This window comes from Mesorhizobium sp. Primo-A (assembly GCF_003997175.1).
Lineage (GTDB): Bacteria > Pseudomonadota > Alphaproteobacteria > Rhizobiales > Rhizobiaceae > Mesorhizobium > Mesorhizobium ciceri.
On record NZ_RZTG01000076.1, the window covers coordinates 1 to 343 of the forward strand.

The 343-nt window shown below is 66.8% G+C and carries 1 pseudogene; it reads right to left on the reverse strand.

From position 1 onward, the window contains the following. Nucleotides 1-343: pseudogene (locus EOC83_RS32665) on the reverse strand (sugar ABC transporter ATP-binding protein); the annotation flags it as partial.

Below are 343 nucleotides of genomic sequence, written 5' to 3' on the forward strand. Positions count from 1 at the left end.
ACCTTCTGCTGGTTGCCGCCTGATAGGCCCTCGATCGCCTGCTCGGCCGAGGCCATGCGGATCGACAGCATCTTCCTGAAGCCGGCAAGCGCATCGCGCTCGCGCCGCTCTGCCATGAAGCCGAAGCCGTTGCTGAAGCTGCCCAGCGATGCGACGGAGAAATTCGGCAGGATGCCGAGCGCAGCAAAGATCGCCTGGTGCTTGCGGTCCTCCGGCACCAGGCCGATGCCGAGCGCAATCGCATCGGCCGGTGACGCCGGGGTGATTTGCTTGCCATCGAGTGTGATGGTGCCGGCCGCGATGCGGTCGGCGCCGAAAATGGCGCGCGCCAGTTCGGTGCGGC